The sequence below is a fragment of the uncultured Porticoccus sp. genome, from assembly GCF_963975625.1.
Lineage (GTDB): Bacteria > Pseudomonadota > Gammaproteobacteria > Pseudomonadales > Porticoccaceae > Porticoccus.
The window spans coordinates 138,869-160,984 of sequence record NZ_CAXBHS010000003.1 but is presented as its reverse complement, the minus strand read 5'-3'; the positions used below and the strand labels follow the sequence as shown (position 1 = coordinate 160,984).

Annotated in this window: 19 protein-coding genes; 7 read left to right on the top strand and 12 right to left on the bottom strand. The window is 50.9% G+C overall.

The window, feature by feature from the left end; genetic code table 11:
• Positions 1 to 33 precede the first annotated feature (33 nt).
• From AACZ64_RS04615 to AACZ64_RS04600, 4 genes are read left to right on the top strand one after another with little or no spacing between them, the layout of a single operon-like run.
• Positions 34 to 1,359 (top strand): TRZ/ATZ family hydrolase, encoded by a 1,326-nt coding sequence (locus AACZ64_RS04615; protein ID WP_293614711.1) that lies wholly within the window; start codon positions 34 to 36, stop codon positions 1,357 to 1,359.
• Between the two features lie 41 nt (positions 1,360 to 1,400).
• Entirely contained in the window at positions 1,401 to 2,108 is a 708-nt protein-coding gene (gene ubiG, locus AACZ64_RS04610) for a bifunctional 2-polyprenyl-6-hydroxyphenol methylase/3-demethylubiquinol 3-O-methyltransferase UbiG (protein ID WP_272981032.1), read from the top strand.
• 16 nt (positions 2,109 to 2,124) lie between these two features.
• Positions 2,125 to 2,832 carry an HAD-IA family hydrolase gene (locus AACZ64_RS04605; RefSeq protein WP_293614710.1) on the top strand — a complete coding sequence of 236 codons (708 nt, stop codon included), beginning with the start codon at positions 2,125 to 2,127 and terminating at the stop codon, positions 2,830 to 2,832.
• The gene (locus AACZ64_RS04600) at positions 2,801 to 3,547 is read left to right on the top strand and encodes a YciK family oxidoreductase (RefSeq protein WP_293614709.1); all 747 of its coding nucleotides are present in this window, start codon (positions 2,801 to 2,803) and stop codon (positions 3,545 to 3,547) included. Before AACZ64_RS04605 ends, AACZ64_RS04600 begins: the two co-directional genes overlap by 32 nt.
• A gap of 10 nt (positions 3,548 to 3,557) precedes the next feature.
• Here AACZ64_RS04600 and AACZ64_RS04595 read toward each other — a convergent pair whose 3' ends face one another.
• The 12 genes from AACZ64_RS04595 to AACZ64_RS04540 all read right to left on the bottom strand — a co-directional run bounded on the left by AACZ64_RS04595 (position 3,558) and on the right by AACZ64_RS04540 (position 20,167).
• Positions 3,558 to 4,832 carry an acyltransferase gene (locus AACZ64_RS04595; RefSeq protein WP_293614708.1) on the bottom strand — a complete coding sequence of 425 codons (1,275 nt, stop codon included), beginning with the start codon at positions 4,830 to 4,832 and terminating at the stop codon, positions 3,558 to 3,560.
• Positions 4,833 to 4,837: 5 nt separating this feature from the next.
• On the bottom strand, positions 4,838 to 5,854 hold the full coding sequence (locus tag AACZ64_RS04590; protein WP_339639736.1) for an NAD-dependent epimerase/dehydratase family protein: 1,017 nt from the start codon (positions 5,852 to 5,854) through the stop codon (positions 4,838 to 4,840).
• Positions 5,855 to 5,889: 35 nt separating this feature from the next.
• Positions 5,890 to 6,717 carry a 23S rRNA pseudouridine(2605) synthase RluB gene (gene rluB / locus AACZ64_RS04585; protein ID WP_272981036.1) on the bottom strand — a complete coding sequence of 276 codons (828 nt, stop codon included), beginning with the start codon at positions 6,715 to 6,717 and terminating at the stop codon, positions 5,890 to 5,892.
• The gene (gene scpB / locus AACZ64_RS04580) at positions 6,717 to 7,415 is read right to left on the bottom strand and encodes an SMC-Scp complex subunit ScpB (RefSeq protein ID WP_339639735.1); all 699 of its coding nucleotides are present in this window, start codon (positions 7,413 to 7,415) and stop codon (positions 6,717 to 6,719) included. The genes rluB and scpB overlap by 1 nt, the downstream gene beginning before the upstream one ends.
• A 23-nt stretch (positions 7,416 to 7,438) precedes the next feature.
• Positions 7,439 to 8,281 carry a ScpA family protein gene (locus tag AACZ64_RS04575; RefSeq protein WP_339639734.1) on the bottom strand — a complete coding sequence of 281 codons (843 nt, stop codon included), beginning with the start codon at positions 8,279 to 8,281 and terminating at the stop codon, positions 7,439 to 7,441.
• Positions 8,282 to 8,381: 100 nt separating this feature from the next.
• Positions 8,382 to 9,005 carry an L-threonylcarbamoyladenylate synthase gene (locus tag AACZ64_RS04570; RefSeq protein WP_272981040.1) on the bottom strand — a complete coding sequence of 208 codons (624 nt, stop codon included), beginning with the start codon at positions 9,003 to 9,005 and terminating at the stop codon, positions 8,382 to 8,384.
• A 126-nt stretch (positions 9,006 to 9,131) separates the two neighbouring features.
• Positions 9,132 to 13,565 (bottom strand): EAL domain-containing protein, encoded by a 4,434-nt coding sequence (locus AACZ64_RS04565; protein WP_339639733.1) that lies wholly within the window; start codon positions 13,563 to 13,565, stop codon positions 9,132 to 9,134.
• Between the two features lie 40 nt (positions 13,566 to 13,605).
• A complete protein-coding gene (locus AACZ64_RS04560) occupies positions 13,606 to 14,550 on the bottom strand; it encodes an ABC transporter substrate binding protein (RefSeq protein WP_293614701.1) in 945 nt (314 codons plus the stop codon).
• 36 nt (positions 14,551 to 14,586) lie between these two features.
• Positions 14,587 to 16,725 (bottom strand): TonB-dependent receptor, encoded by a 2,139-nt coding sequence (locus AACZ64_RS04555; protein ID WP_293614700.1) that lies wholly within the window; start codon positions 16,723 to 16,725, stop codon positions 14,587 to 14,589.
• A gap of 3 nt (positions 16,726 to 16,728) precedes the next feature.
• Positions 16,729 to 17,529: a hypothetical protein gene (locus AACZ64_RS04550; protein WP_293614699.1), complete on the bottom strand. Its 801-nt coding sequence runs from the start codon at positions 17,527 to 17,529 to the stop codon at positions 16,729 to 16,731.
• 2 nt (positions 17,530 to 17,531) lie between these two features.
• Positions 17,532 to 18,347, bottom strand: coding sequence for a hypothetical protein (locus AACZ64_RS04545; protein ID WP_293614698.1), 816 nt, complete (start codon positions 18,345 to 18,347; stop codon positions 17,532 to 17,534).
• Between the two features lie 5 nt (positions 18,348 to 18,352).
• Complete coding sequence (locus tag AACZ64_RS04540; protein ID WP_293614697.1) at positions 18,353 to 20,167, bottom strand: thiamine pyrophosphate-binding protein; 1,815 nt, start codon at positions 20,165 to 20,167, stop codon at positions 18,353 to 18,355.
• Positions 20,168 to 20,373: 206 nt separating this feature from the next.
• On the opposite strand from AACZ64_RS04540, the gene AACZ64_RS04535 reads away from it, so the two are divergent.
• Genes AACZ64_RS04535 through AACZ64_RS04525 form a run of 3 tightly spaced genes read left to right on the top strand, consistent with a single transcriptional unit; the run spans position 20,374 to position 22,116 of the window.
• The gene (locus AACZ64_RS04535) at positions 20,374 to 21,114 is read left to right on the top strand and encodes a VC0807 family protein (protein ID WP_293614696.1); all 741 of its coding nucleotides are present in this window, start codon (positions 20,374 to 20,376) and stop codon (positions 21,112 to 21,114) included.
• Between the two features lie 4 nt (positions 21,115 to 21,118).
• Complete coding sequence (locus tag AACZ64_RS04530) at positions 21,119 to 21,418, top strand: YciI family protein (protein ID WP_272993050.1); 300 nt, start codon at positions 21,119 to 21,121, stop codon at positions 21,416 to 21,418.
• A gap of 26 nt (positions 21,419 to 21,444) precedes the next feature.
• Complete coding sequence (locus tag AACZ64_RS04525; RefSeq protein ID WP_272993052.1) at positions 21,445 to 22,116, top strand: TIGR04211 family SH3 domain-containing protein; 672 nt, start codon at positions 21,445 to 21,447, stop codon at positions 22,114 to 22,116.

Below are 22,116 nucleotides of genomic sequence, written 5' to 3'. Positions count from 1 at the left end.
GCGACCTGCTACCTATTCAAGGAATGGCCCATCATGACGCCTGAACCCATAGATCTGTTGATTTCAGCGCGCTGGATTATCCCGATCATCCCGGAGGGTCAGGTTTACGAAGACTGCTGTGTGGCTATCCGCGATGGCGACATTCTCGCTTTGCTGCCTTTCATTGAGGCGGAGCGAAGATACTGCGCTCGTGAACATGTGTCGCTGCCGAATCATATTCTGATGCCGGGACTGGTCAACGCCCACGGTCATGCAGCCATGACATTGCTGCGTGGCTACGCTGACGACTACCCGCTGAAAACCTGGCTGGAAGAGCATATCTGGCCCATCGAAATGCACTGGGTCAGTGACGGCTTTGTTCAGGACGGCACTGAACTCGCGGTTGCGGAAATGATTCGCAGCGGTACCAGCTGTTTTTCTGACATGTATTTCTTTCCTGAAAGCGCTGCCAGGGTTGCCAGCCATGCCGGTATTCGCAGCCAAATCGCCTTTCCAATTTTCGACTTCCCCTCTCCCTGGGGACGCGGCCCCGATGAGTATATTCACAAGGGACTGCAGTTGCGGGATGACTACAAAGGACGTGAGCTTACACGTATTGCCTTTGGCCCCCATGCACCCTACACCCTCTCCGATGAGCCACTCCGCAAGATAGCCACTTACGCCCAGGAGCTGGACACCTGTGTACAGATTCATCTACATGAAACTGCAGGCGAAGTTTCGGACAGCCTGGGGCAGTATGGGGTGAGGCCGATTCAACGACTCAAGTCCCTGGAGTTCTTTTCACCCCTTACCCAGTGCGTACACATGACAGCATTGGATGAGAGCGATCTGGAAACCATTGCCAGTTTCAGCGCCCATGTTGTTCACTGCCCAGAGTCCAATCTGAAAATGGCCAGCGGATTCTGTCCGCTGGCGCAGCTCCAGGAGCGAGGGATCAATGTAGCACTGGGCACTGACGGTGCCGCAAGCAATAACGATCTGGATATGTTTGGCGAAATGCGCACAGCAGCGATCGTCGCCAAGGCCGTTTCCGGCGATCCCGGTGCCGCCGATGCACACACTGCCCTGCAAATGGCTACTATCAATGGGGCCAGAGCGTTGGGCTGGGGGGATCGCATTGGCAGTATCGAAGCGGGCAAAGCAGCAGACCTGGTAGCGATAGAGGTTGGGACAATCGAAACTGAACCGCTGTATAATCCAGCGTCTCAACTGGTTTACACCAACTCGGGAAGTCGCGTCAGCCATCTGTGGGTCAATGGTCGAGCCTTGATGCTGGAACGGCAACTACAGACCATTAACGAACAGGAAGTCATGATCAAGGCCAAGCAGTGGCAACGCAAGTTTACCGGCAAAAGCTGAAGCACCTTTAAATTCGCCACATGTCCAACTGGGGATCCAACATGCCATCGCCCAATATTGATCGTGCTGAAATCGCCAAATTTGAAGCCCTTGCCAGCCGCTGGTGGGACCGGGAAAGTGAATTCAAGCCCCTGCACGACATCAATCCGCTGCGGGTTAACTGGATCGACAGTTACTCACCGGTGGCAGAGCAGAAATTACTGGATGTGGGCTGCGGAGGAGGAATCCTGGCTGAAGCCATGGTTCATCGTGGCGCCGATGTTACCGGCATCGACATGGGCGAAGCACCACTGGCGGTCGCCCAACTGCACGGGCTAGAAAGCGGTGTTGCCGTAAACTATCTGCACAGCACTGCGGAGGATATGGCCACACAACATCCCGAGCAATTTGATATTGTCACCTGCCTGGAAATGCTGGAACACGTGCCAGACCCGTTGTCCGTCATAGCTGCCTGCGCACGACTGGTAAAACCGGGTGGCTATCTGTACTTTTCTACAATTAACCGCAACCCCAAAGCCTATCTATTTGCCATTATCGGCGCGGAATACCTACTGCGTCTTCTGCCGAGGGGCACCCACGACTACGGCAAGTTTATTCGCCCCTCGGAACTCTGTCAGTGGGTCAGGGAATGCGGACTGGAACTGCAAGCCATGACAGGGATGGTCTACAACCCGCTGACCCGTCGCTACCGGATGACCGATCGCGATGTGGACGTCAATTACATGATCTGCGTGCGAAAACCCACCTGATGGAATATCCAGCTTAATGGCCAAACAACCAAAATTTCAGGCTGTCCTGTTTGATCTTGACGGCACCCTGCTGGATACTGCACCGGATTTTCTGACCTGCACCAACCGGTTGTTGGGCGGCAGGGGCATGCCCCTGCTGAACGAGGACGACATTCGAAAAATGGTGACTCACGGCTCGGCGGGGATCATCAGCAAGACTTTTTCATTACACAACAGTCATCCGGATTTTGAGCCACTACGTCAAGAGTTGCTGTCGCTGTACATGGATAACTTGGCAGAACAGACCCGACCCTTTCCGGGCATTGCTGAGCTCCTGGCCGAACTGTCTGAATATCAGATCCCCTGGGGAATTGTGACCAACAAACCGGAACGGTATACCCTGGCCCTCCTGGAGCGACTCCAGCTAACGTCCTCGCCAAGCACCATCATTTGCCCGGATCATGTCACCCGCACCAAGCCAGACCCGGAATCCGTCCTGCTTGCATTGCAGGAATTGGCTATTGTTCCAGAGGCCGCCGTTTTTATTGGTGATCACCTCAGGGACATCGAAGCAGGGATACGCGCCGGCACAGCTACTATCGCCGCCGCCTACGGCTATCTGGACGAGAGCGAAGATCCAGGCAGCTGGGGAGCCACCTATACTGTCGATGATGCCCATCAGTTAGCACCCTTGATTTTTGAGAGGAAACCCCATGAATCACATGCAGTATCAAGCACCCGATAACCTGCTGGACGGCAGGGTTATCGCTGTCACTGGCGCAGGCGACGGCATTGGTGCAGAGGCCGCCAGAACCTTTGCGGCCCATGGCGCCACCGTCATCCTCATCGGCCGCACAGTCCCCAAGCTTGAAGAAGTATACGACCAGATCGAAAAGGCTGGCGGCGCGCAACCAGGTATTTATCCAATCTCTCTGGATGGTGCGGTAGAGAAAGATTATCGTGACATGCACGATCGTCTGGAAGAGGTATTCGGCCAACTGGACGGTCTGCTGCACAATGCCGGCAAATTGGGGCAGCGCACCCCCATCGCCAATTACACCCTGGCCAGCTGGCAAAAAGTCATGCAGGTAAACGTAACCGCTGAATTTCTCATGACCAAAGCACTCCTGCCCCTGTTGGAAAAATCAGATAGCGCTTCGATTATCTTCACCAGCTCCGGTGTCGGCAAAGTGGGCAAGCCCTATTGGGGCGCTTATGCGGTCTCGAAGTTTGCCATTGAAGGCTTGTCACAGGTACTGGCCCATGAACTTGAGGGTACCAGCAACATCAGGGTGAACTGCATCAATCCCGGGGCCACCCGCACTCGCATGCGGGCAACGGCATTTCCGGCGGAAGACCCTGCGACAGTAACAACCCCGGCAGCCATTATGCCCACCTACCTTTACCTTATGGGCAGCGCCAGCGAAGGGATAACCGGCCAATCTCTGGATGCGCAGTAAACTTTCCCTCCTAACTACTGACCGGCATCACCGGGACTTCTCGCCGGCGCCCACCGCGCATGTTCATAAAGGGTCGTTCTACGAACAGATACACCGCGGTGGCGATCAATAGACTGAGGGGGACGCCCACGAGTGTTGCTATGGCAATTTTCTGAAGGGTGGGCAATTCAGCCGCCAGCTGGAAAAGCGCGCCATAGAGCGCACCAATCACAAAAGGGTGAAACAGATACGTCGAGTAAGCCAACTGACCTATTGGGTATAACCAGCGGGCGGAAAGCCCCCGGGCCAGCCAACCACAAAAGCCATACTCACAGTAAAGACTACTGATCAGAAGAAAGCCGATGGCAATAGTAAATAGGTGTCTGAAGCTCATGTAGTAAAAAGTGCCCAGTGATGAAGGAAACGACACCAATTGATTATTGACAGGGATCGATAACACCAGCGCCACGACAAGCAGCGAGAAGAAGGATAGCCAGGCGATGAGTGGCCCATTCCTCCGGAAACAATTCCGTAACGCCTCCGGGTGGTAGACGTGGAAATAAGCGGCGAAAATCCCGGGCAGAAAACTGCCAAAACGCGTCCATGGCTTCACATAAATATGATCAATCACATCAAAAAAACCTTCGCAGGCGTTTTCATACCAACAGATGGGCAGTGGCAACTGGTGATACTTGATCACCAGATAACGAATTAACAGCGACGCAACAACTGCAACCGTCATCACAACCGCTAAAAACCCGACACTGCGGCGACGCAGAAGCCAGAGCAACAGGAGCGGGAACAGAAAATAGAACTGCTCTTCAATCGCCAGAGACCAGGTCCATGGCATAAAGTGAGTGGACGCAGGCAATAAATTATTGATGTAGAGAAGGTTGCTCCAGATGTATTCCTTGTTGGGCAACAGCAACAGACCAAACCCCATGGCAAGCAGATAAGCTGGCATCAACCGCATGAATCGGCGTTTGTAGAAATGACCGAAGCGGATATTGCCGGAAGACTGATACTCACTCATCAGGATCGATGAAATCAGAAAGCCGCTGATCACAAAGAAAACATCAACACCCAGCTCACCATTGAAGACCCAGTTCAGCCAGAACGGTGCCTGATAAAAAAACCGGGCCGCACCCTCATCAAAAACAGCCAGTATCCAGACACAGTGAATAGCCAGTACAAGCAGGATGGAGATAGCACGCAACCCATCCACGGGCCTCATTTGGCCGGGCAGCGGGCTCAGCAGAAGGCCGAGGTTTTTACGGAGGGCGAAAGGGTCTTCAGAATTTGACACGTTTTTTACTCACTACCTGCGCTGGAATTCAGAAATTCACGAAGCATGGGCATACAGTCAACAATCCCCTGCCGATAGGCAACCCGGGATTGGTAGCCCAGCTGTTGCTCCGCTTTGTCAGTGGGAAACCGGACATCCTGGGATAATAATTTTGCCGCCGCCTTGCTGATGGGCAATTTACCCAGAAGTCCGATTTTTGCCAGGTTTTCAGCTGCACCGGCCAGCAGCCCGACCAGACGGCCATTGACGTTGCCGGGTATAGCCAGCTGCATTTCTTCACATAATATCGTGGTCAGTTCATGCCATTGGGGTGAGGCTGCGGAACAGGCATTGTATATCTGGCCATCGGCTAGGGGGTGCTCTGCGGCAAGTATCAACAGGTCCACCAGATCAGTGATATATATCATGGGAATCTGACTACGACCTCCGTCAACCAAACGGAACCTGCCTGTTTTGAGCATTGACAGCAGTGTGGGCAGAAAGCCACCCGATCGATCCCCGGGTCCATAGACAAAGACCGGCCTCAAAATACTCACCTGAAACATGCCAGCCTGGCGGGCCTCAAGGCATGCCGATTCCGCAGCAATTTTAGCCCGACCATAGGGGTCCATACTGGAAGTGAGCAATGACATCGATTCCGTATACCGTGTGACGTTTTCTGTCAGCTCATAAACCAGAATGCTGCTGACATACACAAAACGCTCAACCCCGGCCGAATCGGCTGCCTGCAGGAGATTACTTGTGCCCTCGGCGATAACCTGATGAAAATCATCAATCCGGTGTTCAACGCCTGTCAGCGCGGCACAATGAAAAACGACGGAGCAGCCTTTTAATAACTCAGACAGGGATTCCGGCTGGCAGAGGTCACCGAAAACCACAGTTGCCCCCAGCTTTTTCAGAGGTGCATACTGACTCTGCTCGCGAACCAGCACCACCAGCTCCCACCCATCAGAAACCAGACGACGAACAAGGGCGCCCCCCACAAACCCGGTGGCGCCGGTTACAAATGCTCGTTTTGTCAACACACCACTCCCTGTCACCCCACAGCTGGTCCGAATTATCGGGACGATGGCCCCTTGGAACGCAGTCGTTTCATCTGGCGCTCCCAGCGCTGTTTGTCCTCTGGCAATTGTTTACGCTGTTTTTTGCTGGCGGGCATATTGGTCGCAGCCAACAGGTCTGACAGCGCACGGTCATCAAGTTCTATCCACTGCCCCATCCGCACGTAGGAGGGCATAAAAATTGGCCCGAACCGGACGCGTTTCAGGCGGTTGACTTCAACGCCCTGCGACTCCCACAGACGCCGTACCTCGCGGTTACGGCCCTCCATTAGCGCTACGGTATACCAGCCGTTGCTGCCCACCCGCTCCCCGGGCACCACATCGCTGAATTTGGCCGGACCATCTTCGAGCAACACACCCTCACGCAGGCGTTTGATCATGGCATCGTCAACAGCACCATGCACGCGCACCAGATATTCACGATCCACCTGGTAGGAGGGATGCATCAGACGATTCGCCAGCTCTCCATTATTGGTAAACAACAACAGACCCGTGGTATTGATGTCCAGTCGGCCCACCACGACCCAGCGCTCGCCCGTCAATCTGGGCAGGTGATCAAATACGGTTTTACGGCCTTCGGGATCGGACCGGGTACAGACTTCGCCCTCCGGCTTGTTATAAAGCAACACGCGAATTTTCCGGTCAGCAGCAGCTAATTTGATGCGTTTGCCGTCGACGTTTATGGCGTCTTCTGCGGTAACCCGATCACCCAACTTCGCCGGCTTTCCGTTCACTTCCACACGCCCATCGGTGATCCATTGCTCAAGTTCACGGCGTGAGCCATAGCCAGCAGCAGCCAGTACTTTTTGTAGTTTCTCAGACATCAGTGTTGCCAATTGCTGGAAGGTGGGTTGATTTCAGTATTCTCATTATCCTCTGGACCGGATCCAACCCCGGTATCCTCTGTTTCAGCAGTTGCCACCGAAACATCACCGACCTCCTTATCACTCTGCTTCCGTGCCGACATATCAAGTGTCAATGAGGGATTGATATCATCAATATCGCGAATGTCATTCAGTGGCGGTAATTGGTCGAGACTGCTCAGGCTGAAATAATCGAGAAATTCGCGCGTTGTTGCATACAGGGCAGGTCGCCCCGGCACATCGCGGTGGCCGACGGCTCTGATCCACTCACGCTCCAAAAGCGTTTTGATAATCTCCGAACTGACGGACACACCCCGAACTTCTTCAATATCGCCCCGGGTCAGTGGCTGGCGATAGGCAATCAGCGCCAGGGTTTCCAATAATGCACGGGAGTATTTTTTGGGTTTTTCTTCCCAGAGGCGATTGATCCAGGGGGACAGTTCCTGCCGAACCTGAATCCTGTAGCCACTGCCGGTACGCTGCAACTCAAATCCACGATCACTGCACTCTGCATCGATATCGTCAATGACCGCCAGCAGCTGATCCTTTTCCGGCACCTGATCGATATCGAACAGCTGTTGCAGATGACCAATATCCAGTGATCGCCCAGCGGCCAGCAAAGCACCTTCTACGATTTTTTTTAACTGATCATTTTCCATCGTGATGACGCCTGTTAACCGAGCTAGGAGCGAGCCTTAACATGAATCGGTCCATAAGGTTCGCTCTGTACAATTTCAATGAGAGACTCTTTGATCAATTCCATCAGCGCCAAAAAAGTGACTACCACACCGCTGCGACCCTCTGCCAACGTGAACAGGCTGACAAATGGCAGAAACTGCTTACCCTTCAGGGCCTCCAGCACCTGGGACATCCGCTCCCGGGTGGACAAACGTTCCAGTTGCACCTTGTGGCTCTCGAACATCTGCGCACGACGCAGCACATCAGCAAGGACCAGTAGCAGCTCTTTCATGGCAACGTCCGGCTCGGCCCGCACCTGCCGAGAATCTGGTGCTTTTGCCGTGGCTATAAACACATCGCGACCGAGGCGCGGCAGGTCATCAATGTCTTCGGAGGCCTGTTTAAAGCGTTCGTATTCCTGAAGTCTGCGGATCAACTCGGCCCGGGGGTCCTCTTCATACTCTTCAGCCACCTGACGGGGCAATAGCATACGAGATTTAATCTCGGCCAGCATCGCGGCCATCAACAGGTATTCGGCGGCCAGTTCCAGTTGCATGGATTGCATCATCTCGATGTAAACCATGTACTGCCGGGTAATCTCCGCAACGTTGATTTCGAGAATATCCAGGTTCTGTCGCCGAATCATGTAAAGCAACAGATCCAGGGGCCCCTCAAATGCCTCGAGAAAGACCTCCAATGCTTCGGGTGGAATGTACAGATCCTTGGGTATCTCGGTAATCTGACGCCCCAACACGACAGCAAAAGGCATTTCCCCCTGCAAAGGGTGAGGCAATATCTCGGAAACCGGATCCACTTGCGTTGTCTCTCCTTCCGGAGTGGCTGTCATAACCATAAATCACTATAGGCAGATGGCGTGGGGGCCAAGTACTGGACCCGAGCATTATACGATGGCTGGCAATCATAACCTCTGAGCGAGGATATTACGGTCAGCCAATAACGTCTTCAAACCGACCAACCCCCTGGCGGGTAATCTGAGGTACCTCACCGGAGAGGTCAACCACGGTAGTCGCCTCAAGACCACAATACCCCCCGTCAACGATCAGATCCACATGATGCTCGAGGGTATCACGAATATCATAGGGATCCGTCAACGGGTATTCATCCGTCGGCATAATCAGTGTGACACTCATCAGGGGTTCACCCAGCTCCTCAAGTAGCGCCAGTGCGATCGGGTTGCCCGGGACCCGAAGTCCAATTGTTTTCCGCTTCGGGTGCATAAGCCGACGGGGCACTTCTGCAGTCGCATCGAGAATGAATGTATAAGGCCCGGGTGTATACGTCTTCAACAGACGAAACACCTGATTGTCCACCTTGGCGTAAGCCGACAGCTCGGAAAGATCACGACACATCAGGGTAAAGTTGTGATGTTTATCCAACTGGCGTATCTGACGGATTCGGTCCAGCGCCTTTTTGTCGCCAATCTGGCAACCGAGGGCATACGCGGAATCGGTGGGATAGACAATAACACCACCGGCACGGACAATTTCCACAGCCTGACGAATCAGTCGCAGCTGGGGGTTTTCAGGGTGAATAGTGAAAAACTGACTCATTGGCAAACATCGGTAAATTTCCGCGCAGATTATTACACATTTGCCCGTCAATAAAGGCAGAAAAAGTATTTCTGATTGAAGCGGCCACTACACAGGCAGGTCAACCACAAGAACCATCAATCACATTCATGCATCAAAAGCGGGGCGAAGAAAAGCCTTCTCAAAATCTGCCGCCAAAACAGGCTTGCCAAAATAATAGCCCTGGCAGGTATCACAGCCCAGTTGCTGAAGAAGATGGTACTGCTCTTCTGTTTCCACACCCTCAGCAACCGTATTCAGCCCCATACTCTTGGCCAATGCCACCACCCCGCTGACAATTGCCTTGTCGTTTTCGTCCCGATCGATATCCCGGATAAACATGCGGTCAATTTTTAGCACATCGACCGGCAGCCGCTTGAGATAATTGAGTGACGAAAAACCACTACCAAAATCATCAATAGCCAGCGTCAGACCCATTTTTCGAAGCGCATTCAAATCAGACTCTAATGCTTCGGGATTTTCCATCAGCGTACTTTCAGTAATTTCCAACTCCAGAGATTGCGGGCTGATCTCGTATTTATCGATTAGATTACTTATTTTCTGACGGAAATCCTCCAGCTGAATATCCTTGCTGGAGAGATTCACAGCCATCTTTATCTGGCTGCCATTGTCACGCCAGATTTTGAGCTGTCTACAGGCATTGTCGAGAACCCAGTCACTGATTTTATTGATCAGTCCAGATTCCTCCGCGAGAGGGATAAATGTATCGGGAGACAGCAGACCATGCTTGGGATGCTGCCACCGAATAAGTGCTTCGGCCCCGATCATCTCTCCTGTCGCAGTATCTATCTGGGGCTGATAGTAGAGTATCAGCTCATCAAAATCAGCAGCGTGGCGAAGTTCACGCTCGACTTCCATACGACGCGCCATTTCGTCCTCCATGCCCTCGACGTAGAAACAGTAACCATTGCGATGCTCCTTGGCACGAAACATCGCTGAGTCGGCATGCTTCATCAACGAGCCAACATCCTGCCCATCATCGGGAAAAACGGAAATGCCAATACTGGTGGTGACAAACATTTTTTGCTGTAAAAAAACAAATGGCTGGCCCAATGCATCGCAGATTTTGCCCGCAATTTTGGAAACGATATCCCGATCCGTCACGCCTTCAAGGACCACAGTAAACTCATCGCCACCGAGCCGAGCCACAAAATCCTGGTTCCTTACGCAGCGCTGTATCCTCTCCGATACGGCTTTTAACAATAGGTCACCGGCATCGTGGCCCAGGGTATCGTTGATCATTTTGAACCGATCAAGGTCGAGGAACATGATAGCAACCATTTTTTCCTCAATCTGTGCACGATTGACCATCACCCGGAGCTGTTGCATCAGATTGGTTCTGTTGGGCAAACCGGTCAACGGGTCGTGATAGGCCAATTGCCTGACATGCTTCTCTACCTTATTCGCATGAATCAGTCGCGATACGCGCTGTTTGAGCACAGCAAAATGGATGGGTTTTGGGATATAGTCAGAAGCGCCGGCAGCGAAAGCCTTGACGATGGCTTCTTCATTATCCAGTGCCGTAATCATCAATACCGGCGTATTAGCGCCCTTAGGCAGTTGACGGATTCGCTCACAGGCAGTGAACCCATCCACCTCGGGCATCATGGCATCCATCAAGACCAGGTCGGGCATATCACGTTGACACATGGAAATCGCCTGCATGCCATTGCCCGCCTCCTCAATCACATAATCCTCATTTTTGAAAACGTTCTTTAACGCCAGTCGCATGGAACGATCATCATCAACTACCAGAATGTGATAGCTCTTTTTGCGGACTTTGTCAGCATCGTCCGAGTCGGGTATGAATTCTTGAAGATCCTTGCTGAGAGTGGCAAAGGCTCCTTTAAGTTGTTCGAACAGACTATCGACACCAGCGAGATCGTCAATCGCACCTTTTTCTTCAATCGTTTTGGCCAGTTCTGTGACACGCCGGGCACCAAAGTTGGACGCACTGCCCTTCACCGTGTGCGCGAGCTCTCTCACTTGGCGGCCATCGTTCTCTGTAATGGCATGTTTTAGCGACTGAAGATACACAGGCGTGTCTTCAAGGAACGCTTCAATCATTGAAACGATTACCTCCCCAACGCTTGCTTTTAACTCCTGAATAACCAGCGGGTCATAACTGAAGCCGGAGATATCCACACCACGAACAGAAAAGAGGTCGTCATCCACCTCGTTACCGGTGGATTCATCTTCGTCTGGCGGCACCCATTTCAGGAGCATTTTTTCCAGGTCATCAATACGCAGAGGTTTTGACAAAAAATCGTCCATACCCGCGTCCATGCAACGATCCACTTCCAATTGGGTATTGTTGGCAGTCATCGCGATAATAGGAATACCGGAGCTGTTATCATGGCCGCCTTCGTACATCCTGATCTGCCTGGTCGCATCGTAACCATTCATGACCGGCATGTAACAATCCATCAAAACCGCATCAAAGCGATTGCGAATGACTGCCTCTACAGCACCCTTGCCCGTATCGACCAGCTCGCACTGGCACCCCATACGCTCAAGCATGGCGATCGCCACTTTTTGATTGGGACGATTGTCATCCACCACCAGAATTTTTCGCTGTCGGCTATACAGTTTGTTGATCGTTTTAGAGGTTGTTTTTTTCTCATCAGGCTCGGCGACACCCAGGAATAACTGTTCCAGGCAACCTTTGATTTCGGTGGTTCTCAAGGGTTTGTTGAGACGCGCCATGCCAGCCATCTTTTCCAGGCCACCCGTTACCCAGGGATTATTGAGAACAGCTATCAAGGTATCTTTCAGGGAAGGCTCTTCCTTGACCAGCTTGAGAAAATCAGGTCCCTTCAGACCCGGCATATCTTCATCAATCAGGAGAATATCCAGCTCTTCATCATCTGCGGACATTTTGCGGATGAGCTCCAGTGCTTTGAACCCCGAGTCGGTTGCATCGCAACGAATTCCCAACCTATCCAGTTGTTGCACACCAAAGTCGCGCACGATGGGACTATTATCGACCAGCAAAGCCCTCTTACCAGAAAGGGTGGTAGCTGTAGTCATCCCGGTATTTTGAGCGCCTCTTATTTCCGTCGGCAAGGTGAACCAGAACGAGCTTCCATTGCCCTGCTCACTGGACACTCTGATATGCCCGCCCATGAGTTCAACAATTTGTCTGCTGATCGCCAAACCGAGGCCAGTTCCTTCGTATTGCTTTGTGCTGGATGAATCCACCTGGGTAAAAGCCTCAAAAATACGGTTCTGGTCTTCAACCGTAATCCCGATACCGGAGTCGCGAACCTCAAATTGCAACATAATCTGTTCAGGGGGAGCGTTATCAGCATTCTCAATAACCGTCACATAGACTGCGACCTCCCCGATATCGGTAAATTTGATCGCATTGCCCAACAGGTTAATCAGCACCTGTCGAATCCTCGACGCGTCGCCATGAATGACAGACGGCACCTGCTCACCAGCCAGGTACCCCAGATCGATTTTCTTCTTTAGCGCCTGATTTGCCAGCAGACCCGTCACTTCATCCAGAAGCTCGTAAAGGTAGCAGTCTTCCTTCTCAATGGTCAGGTTATGGGTATCAATTTCCGAGAAAGTAAGAATTTCATCGATCAATTCCAACAGGCCTTCACCAGAGGTTTTTGCTGTTTCCACATACTCGAGCTGCTTCGGGCTCAACCCCATGGTCATCAACAGATCCAGCATGCCCAGGACTGCGTTCATCGGAGTGCGCAGTTCATGCGTCACATTGGCCGCAAATTCTCCTTTGATACGGGCGGACTCCAGCGCCGCAGACATGGCTCTTACCAACTCCTGTTGTCGACTTTCCAGGGCCTCCATCATGGAATTGAAAGCATGCTGCATATCGGTAATATCGGCGGGGCCGCCCAGATCTGCGCGAATCACAGAATCACCTTCTTCAGCGCGCTTCATGGTTATCGAAAGCTTTTCCAGAGGATTGGTCAGGCGACGGGAAATGCCCAACAGCAACAACAGCAGAATCACAGCAATAATCATGGAAATGAATAGGTTGCTCTGCAGAATACTTTGTTCCATCAAAATCAAAGCATCCTTGCCAACAACAACCGAGATATAGCCCAGCGTCTCCCTCTCGGATTTACCGTCATCAGAATACTCTTCCCAGAGGGCATCCTCGGTTTTCCCGGCAAGAACGGGAGCATTGAACACCCAATGATTATCATCCTCGTGAATGAGACTGACTTCATCTGAGTGAACGCCTGACTGCAGCGCCTCATCACCGCCAGCATAGAGAACCTCACCCGTATCCAGCATCACGGTTACCGCTTTGACGCCGGGGAAGTTAAGCGCATTATCCACCAGATCCTTGGCGCTCTCACGACTCTGATAAAGGAGCGACAGTTCACCCTGTCTGGCAAGCGACTCTATTACCTGAAAGCCCTGTTGCAGTTGGCCATCACGAAAGATCTTACTTGAAATGTTGCTGACTGCGAGAGAAGTGATCAGTGCCATCACCAGAATACCAACCACAAAAATCAAGGCCAGCTGGTGCCTGAATTTCATATTGGTGGTTTTGTTTCTGGAGAGCCCCATGGTTCAATAGTTACCTGGCCGGCAACAATAGATTGACTTCGTCCCTGAGCTTGGAAGAAAGAGAGAGCCCCAAGTGATTTCCTGTCCGCTCATTAACTGCCAGCAGTACATCCTGAAGCGGGCTCATCGTCTGATCGACATCACTGGTGAGTATTCTATTCGCGAGGTTGGCGAGGCTTGCACCCATCTTTCGGTTATCCGGGTAAACGGCAAACAGAGCGCCATGCTTCACGTGTAGTGGATTCGAGGAAAACACCACCAGATTTTTTTTCCATGCCACATCCAGCAACATCGATAAAATGGCGCTATTCACAAAAGAGCCACCCTGCAAAATCCAGACGGCATCACCCGAGCTAGCATGCTTCGTCAATTCCGCATAGATAGCGGCGGCCTCTCTGATATCTGCCCCCTGATGAATGATCAACTCCTTCCCCTGACTGGCCAGAAACTCACTGGCTCCACGCAGTTGAATATCTTCTCCCGGGGTTTTTTTTACCACATGAACCCGCTTGACGGCGGGAGACAACATAATCAGTTTCTCCAGAATAACCTTTGAATCGGGAATCATCAAAATTCCCGGAAACGGATATCGTGGATCATTTACAGCCCCCAACACGACGGGCACCTGATTTTTTTCCAATTCCAGGCTCAACACACTTCTCTGGCCCAGAGCCAATATGACATCGGGACGATTAGCCTTAACAATGGGTAAGGCGACCTCATTTTCGTCCAGAGAAACGAGCGTTGTTCGCCCCCGGAATTCCTCTTGCGCGCCGGCTGAAATATCTTCAAAAATTTTTGAAAACGGAGCGCGAATCTCCGGATAGAGAACGAGCAGCTCAGCACTGACTGTATGGCTACTCAAACCCGATAAAAATAGCATCAAAAACAGCATAACCGCTGTAAAAAACGAGCGGCTGGCAAATACAGAAGAGTTAAGAAATAGTTGTTTCATCCTTGGATCCTGTCGAATGACCGACTGCAGCATTCCCTAATAGTTATAACGTATTTCAGCCATGATAGTCTGACCCGCCAATGGTAGGTCGTCGGGTATAAAAGCCCCGAAATCGGAATTTGGGCTGGGCTCACGGGCATCTTCATCAAAAAGGTTTTTGACAATCAGCGCTACATCTATCCCACTCCACAGGGACTTGCGACGCAATGTCACATCGACCAGGGCATAATTATCAATATCGGAACGGGCATCCCCCCCTGCACGATTTCGATCCATGACCCAGTTCGCCTGCAGGTTCAGATTCCAATGCTCGGCAAACTGCCAGTCCATCTGAGCATACAGTTGTTTTTCCGGTGAGTTTGCAGCGTCTGTATCGAGATTTCTGTCTTTAGATTTCTGCCAGGCGAAATTGCCAATCAGTTTGAGGCGCTCCGTTGCATTCCAGCGTGCCTCAAATTCCATACCGTGACCGGTTTGCTCACCCGCGTTTTGGGCCGTGCTGGTACTGCCACCGGGGTCGGAGACAAACTGAATAATATCGTCCCATTCATAATAAAACGCATTGACGTTGAGTATCAGATCGTAATTCGGACGATAGTCAAAGGCAATTTCGTAACTTTTCAATTCTTCGGGGTCCAGCGCTGAATTACCACTAAAAAGTGGATTATTGATTGCTCGCGTTTGCGCGAAGGACGGTGCTCTGAAGGCTTCACCATAAATAAGCTTGGTGGTCAGTTTCCTGGTGGTGGACCAGACCAGTGCGAAACGCGGATTTACCGTATCACCGAAATCCGAGTAGTGATCATAGCGAACGCCTGCGGTAAGCTCCCAATCGTTTGCAAACTGCCAGATATCCTGCAAAAAGAAGTAGCTGTTTTCGCGCTCATCTTCTTCGAGGAAAACAAAGGGTGTGTCGCTCACATCCACCACCGGGTCCCCAGGCATAATGGGGAAGCCGGTAGACGGATTGATACCAAAGTTTTTTGACTCTTTTACCTTGTAAAGGTCACCGTAGTAATAACCCGTGCCAAAACCAACCTCGTGTTTATCTATTCCCGTATAAAAACTGGATATATTCAGTCTGGAGTGACGCTCATAGACTTCCGGGCTACCAATCACACCGTCCGGAAAGCCACCCGGAAAAATCGGCACCCCAAATTCATCAAAAAACGGCCCGGTTGATCCCGCCGGGTAAAGCACCAGATCGCCCTCCACTTCCTGGGTGGTGTGCAGGTAGCTGGCTTGCACCTTTAAAGAGAGATCCTTGATTATCGCTTTATTGTCATAGGTCAGATCAGTGTTGAATCTTTGGCTGGAAAGCCGATTATTTTCTGCCAGCGCCTGTGCTGTACCAACGCCATCACCTGCATTATTCCTGGATTGGAGCCCACCACGTAACGTCAGGTTTTTATAGACCAATTCCAATCGGGCATCATAGTTTTCGCGCTGGGTGTTCACAGAACCCGGTGCCAATGAGGCATTGGTTCCACTGAACATATCCCAGAGGGATTGAGCGTCCGCTTTTATTTTTTCATTAAAACCATCGGTTTTTTGGCCCTCCAGGATGCCATAAAATTTCAGATCACCTACCGAGCCACCTTTACTGACCCAGAAGTCCTTGGTATTAAACGTACCGTACCGGGCTCCGGCCTCAAAATGCTCTTCCCCATTGGCCTCGTGGGTGACAATATTGATGACACCGGCAAAAGCATCCGCACCATACAGGGCGGACCCCGGCCCTCTGATCACCTCGATACGCGATATCGACTGGACTGGCATCCCACCCCAGACAACATTTCTGTCCCCATTAAACAAATTTGTTATCGGTATCCCGTTAATCAGCATTAAAACCTGAGGGTTAAATCCTGCATAAATACCACGGAAAGTGTAGATCGGGTTATAACCTGTTATGTCTCTGGCTACGTGTAATCCAGGAATTGTCTCCAGCACATCGTCAATATCCCGTGCACCAATTTTTTCTATTTCCTCCGCAGTGACTACCGAAGCAACAGCCGGCGCCTTGGCAATAGGTTGGGTAACACCGGTGGCAATACTGATGAACTCCTCACCGCCATAGAGGGACATCAGCTCCAGATCGGAGTCAGCCACCGACTTATCAGCAATAATTGTTAACGAAGCCATTACCAGGAATGGCGCAAATATCATTTTTTTCATTGTTTATTTACCCCAGACTCTCAATTCTTCTGTGCCTTCATAATTGATGCGAGATGTTCGCAACGGAAAAAAAGCACCCTCTGGTTTCTTGCTGGCATCGATAAAGCAGGGAATCACACCCGCAGTAAAAGCTAGAGTTGCCAGATGATAATGATCGTCTGGAGAATAACCTTCGTCCGCCATAAGAGCAGCGGCTACCCCAGAAATATTGATGGTGTATCCATAGCGGGAAGATGACAAATATTCATCAACCTTAAATGCCAACTGAGTATACTCACCATGCCCGGCATCAAGTGAGTGAGCAAATTCCATTAAGGGCGCAACTCGCTCATCTCGGTCAGTGATGGGTCGCCCATATCCATACACATTCCTGTATTTTTTTAATTCTTCTCGAACAACATCTTCAAGCACTTGACCGCTCTTAATTTTAGCCATCGTGCGATAGAGAAAATCCATAGCCCCTTTTATTGGTTTTAATCCATATATTGTGGCTTCTGTAACAGCAAGTGCCCCCGATGATGCCAGCACTCCTGTAGATCGGGCTGTAGCGGCCAGTGCAGCTACTCTATTGTTCCATAAACGTGGATCGGGGAAACTACAACTGATGAGCCAAATACCCTCAAATAAACGGGCTATGCGCTCAGACTTTTTTCCAGTAACGCCGTAGAGGAGATATTGATGCCAACGGTAATTTCTTAACTCCGCTAAAACATCCTTGCCTCTTAATGTAACTTTTTCTCCCGGGAACCACGCACCCATGGATGTTTCCCAATTATCTTCGTACTTTTGCAGGTCATCCGGCATGCTCAATCCTCATCGCTCACTTGCTCGTAAGGCATAAGTTTCAGGCCATCGCCAAAAAAAGGATATCGACGCCATCCCAGTTTTTCCTGCTCAAGTGCGTGTACTGCTGCACCGGGCAACCGAAGCAGCATAAAAAGAATTTCCGATTCTTCAGCGGTAAGGGACAAATCATTCATTGCGGCAGCCGCGACACCGGACATCGCCAAAGGGGCACCCGCAATAGCTTCAAGTTTTTCACGATGCTGCATCAGCCAGGCGAGGCTATTCCCTTCACTTATTTCAGCAAGATACGCCAGGGTTTGCCTGACAGGTTTAGGGCAGCTGACCCCGTTGGGATCAAAACCCGGGGCATGTTCCACCGGCATCCAGACATCAACCCGCTCTTCCTGTGGGGGGGATTTAATGATCGCTTCCCAGGCAGCAAGATCAGTACCACAAATCTGCCAGTAGTTGACCGCTGTGTACACCTCCCTGCCACCGCCAAGACTTCCAGCGCCCACTGAAATTGAAGCAATCAGTGCCGATGCCCGGGTAGACCCTCCCACAGCAGCACACATCGCTGCACGAACACTGTGATCACGCAGACCCGGATTGGCTAAAGCAAGTGCCAGACCTTCCAGTAGCTTTGCCGCTTCGGCTGTGGGCGGCTCGTGCTTGAAAAGCAGATACAGATAATCAATGTAGCTGGCATTGCGCAATACATCCCCGAACACGTCAAAGCCGGCGAAATAGCAGGTAGCTGCCGCAAACGGGTTGTCATCCTCGGGCACTTCACGCCAGATTTTGGTGGTAATTTGTTCTTGCTGCTTTGTCGTCATAATGGCTACTTCAACGCTTTAGTTCGCATACCCATAGGCGGTGCTTCATCGGGATCAATTCGGATGTCGAGTAAGGTAGGTCCTTTTCGATTACAAATAGCATCAATGTCCAGAGCCAGTAAATCATCTGGTGAATGTATTACATGACTCACAATTCCCATAGACCGAGCGAAAGCGGAGAAGTCGATAACTGGCAACTCATAGCCTATAGGTTCAGCACCAGTAAGCTGCTGACCATGCCTGACCATTCCATAACAACTATCATTCAATATCACAAAAACTACCGGCAGGTTTTCCTGAGAGGCCACAGTTATTTCCTGGCCACTCATTAACATACTCCCGTCACCTGTTATACAAACAACAGTGCTACCCTTTTCCGCTAGCGCCGTACCTACCGAGCTACCGATCGCCCAGCCCATTGATGCAAACTCAAGTGACGCCCGAAATAACCCACCACGCCCATTTCGCTTACCTGCAATCCTCCTATCATAAGGATGTAAATAGTGCGTAGCCCACGTAAAGGCTCCGCCAGAATCAGCAAGATAACGGGTGTTTGGAGGAAAGATTTTAGGTAGTTCTCGCATCAACCGCTGCGGTTTAATTGGAGTGGCATCAGAACAATAGGATTCCGGATCGTCCATAGTAAAGTGGAGCGTCAACTCTCCATGGGGAGTCTCAGTAGCTGCCTTGTTATCTCCTACAGCATAAATTTTATGCCTATGCTCACCCACTAACTTTTCAACTAACTGATCAAAGATGGTTGATAAACGTCCTCTAACGTGCAATTTAGCCATTGGCGTTCTGATAAAATTTTCTTCTACAGACTCAACATGAATCATTTTTGTAGTCAGCAAAGACTTCGTATCCCAGCCATCGCTAGCCCACTCTCCGAGTGTTGCACCTATGGCAACTAGCAGATCAACTGACGGGTCTGACAGCACATCGCGGGCACTTTGGTGGCCAGCAAAACCAATCACCCCACGAAACAAAGGATGGTAAGGACTAACCAAGCCCTTGCCGTGGGGGGTCACTAGAATCCTAGCGCCAAGATCTACCGCGAGACTAAGGATAGTCCCTATTGCTTCACTGGCCTCATCACCAATAAGAAAAACAGGATTGCGAGCGTTAATCAACTCCTCGTAGAGGTGCTTAACTGCGACATCGTCAACCAGTGATGGCTTATTCAACAAGTTAAGAAGATTATAAGTGGGGTTTTTGCCTGCAACCTTGTCTCGCATAATATCGAGGGGCACACTCAAGTGGACGGGCCCCCCGGGAGACTGGAGGGCTGTCATGATTGCTGACACCAACTTAGCCTCGAACTGCCCGGCATGAGAAACCAAGGTGTTGTAACGAGTGCAATATTCAAATAACCCAACTGTATTTGTTCCCGTACAAGACGACTCTTGGAACGCTCCCCGCCCAAATGTAGATAGTGCCGTCTGGGCTGTAATCACCAGCATTGGAATATTGTTTTCATAGGCTGAGGCCACACCGGTAATCAGGTTAGTAGCGCCGGGCCCGGTCGTTGCACAACAAACGCCCAGTTTACCGGTATTCCGGGCATACCCGTCAGCCATAAAGGCAGCACCGGTTTCATGCCTGGCGATAACAGCACGAGGACCACCCCGCCTCTCACTACGCGCAAGGGCATTGTAGAACGGCTCGATCGCACCACCAGGGACTCCGAATATATATTCCACCCCCAGTTGTTCCAGGTAGGCTATCAGCAGATCTCCAAACTCTGCATCCGCTTGCAGTTGCTGCTTTGGCTTTTTGCTCATCCCGAGAACGCCCATATTTTTTTCCTTTTTAATCAAGGAGATAAAACTTTTTCTTAAATCTATTGCGATGATTTATGCATTATTGCCTTATTTTTATTAAAAATTCAACAAGTTGGCTATTTTTTATCTCCCACTTTATCCGGCATCCTCAAGGCATTGGCGGAAGGTCACTTCCGGTCGATAAACCGACCGCCTTACCTTACAATGGCGGGCCACACACAGACTGTTTTAGATTCCCGCTAATGAACGAGCTGTCCCGAACACCCCAAAACACCAAAGCCAATAACGGCAAAAGTGAAAGCCTGCTTCTAAACCTGCTATTCAACATCATCATTCCCACAGTAATTCTGACCAAACTCAGTGGTGACGACTACCTTGGCACCCGACTCGCTATTGTGGTGGCGCTGGCGTTCCCTGTCATCTACGGACTAAAAGACTTTGTTGCTGCAAGAAAAATCAATTTCTTCTCTGCACTGGGGGTGGTCAGTGTTTTTTTGACGGGCGGAATCAGTCTTCTTGAGCTGGACCCGGCTTATATCGCCATAAAAGAAGCGCTTATTCCCGCCATATTCGGACTGGCCACTATTGTCTCCCTGAAAACGCCCTACCCACTGGTAAAAACGTTTCTATACAATGACAAAATACTCCAGACAGATCGTGTAGCCGCTGCACTGACAGAAAAGGGCAATGGTCTGCACTTCGAGAAATGTCTATCCAATGCTTCCTGGATGGTAGCCGGATCCTTCTTCCTTTCATCACTACTGAATTATCTGCTGGCCACACTGCTGATCACGGCGCAGCCGGGTACAGTTGAATTTAACGATCAACTGGGCAAAATGACGGCGTTGAGTTTTCCGGTCATTGCCCTTCCAGCCATGCTGGTGTTGATGGGAGCACTGTTTTATCTCTTCAGAGGAATTACCAAGTTGACCGGTTTATCCCTTGAAGATGTTATCCACCACCACGACAAAAAGGGGAAGTAAGCCCATGTGGTATGCGATTATCAGTCAGGATGTAGCAAACAGCCTGGAACTGCGACTGGCTTCCAGACCTGCCCACCTGGCGAGATTGGAAGACCTGAAAATGGAAGGGAGATTACTGCTTGCCGGACCTCACCCTGCTGTAGACAGCGAAAACCCCGGCGAAGCAGGCTTTTCCGGCAGCCTGATCGTGGCAGAATTTGCATCACTGGAAGCTGCAACAAAATGGGCCGATGCCGATCCATACAACAGTGCTGGGGTCTATGCCAACGTTTTAGTCAAACCATTTAAAAAGGTACTGCCTTGAACTCATCACAGCCATTAGAGATATTTATGCTTAAAGCCATGCGACTATTTTCAATGGCAGTATTAGTGCTGCTCGCAAGTCCGGTCAGTGCGGAGACAATTTATGTCTCTGACGAATATACAGTGCCATTGCGATCTTCACCCTGCGCGAGATGTGCCATCCTGCATCGTGGCATTAAAAGCGGCACCGGGATGACACTGGTGGAAACCAACAGTGAGGGCTGGACACATGTCACCACCGCAAGTGGACTTGATGGCTGGATGCCATCGCAGTATCTGCAAAAAGAACCTGTTGCACGCGACCTGGTCGAACGTATGAAAACCCAGCTGTCTGCCGCCGAAAAAAAAGTTCGGCAATTGACAGAGAGGTTAGCGCAACTGGAGGAAGAAAACGCCCAATCGCTGTCCGAACTTGATCACCTGAAAGAGACGAATGATGAAGTGAGCAGCGAACTATCGTCTATCAAAAAAATGTCTGCCAATGCCATTTCGATGAATGCACAGAACCAGGAGCTGCTGGAGCGCAACGGGATATTGCAAAACGAAATCGATGTGTTGAAAGCAACCAATCATCAACTGGAGAGTAGCGAAAGAAACACCTGGTTCCTATATGGCGCCCTCGCAGTGCTTATGGGATCAATGCTAACCGTCATCCTGCCCAGGTTAAAAAGACGCAAACGATTCTCGGAGTGGGGATAA